This is a genomic window from Bacillus cereus group sp. N31 (assembly GCF_016483245.1).
In the GTDB taxonomy this organism is placed as follows: Bacteria; Bacillota; Bacilli; order Bacillales; family Bacillaceae_G; genus Bacillus_A; species Bacillus_A toyonensis.
In genome coordinates this window covers 1-232 of sequence record NZ_JAEHCH010000130.1, presented here as the reverse complement: position 1 = coordinate 232, position 232 = coordinate 1, and the positions used below count along the sequence as shown (strand labels likewise).

The following is a 232-nucleotide window of genomic DNA, read 5'->3' as shown; positions in this document are numbered from 1 at the left end:
TATAGGGGCTTCGTATACGGCAGCAATATCAGCCATATATCAAGCCGTTGGAGCATTTTTTGCATTTATGTATTTAAAAGAACGTTTACGCTCTTGGAATTGCTTAGGGCTTGTAATAAGCATTAGTAGTATTATTATTCTTGGCTTTACCTGTGATGGATTTGCAACACAAAACTACATCTTAGGTTTTATTTTTGTTTTGATTTGTATTATAGGTTGGGTGTTAGAATGT

General features: G+C 34.1%; 1 pseudogene. It reads left to right on the top strand.

The features are described from left to right. A pseudogene (locus JDS81_RS30110) lies at positions 1 to 232 on the top strand (DMT family transporter); the annotation flags it as partial.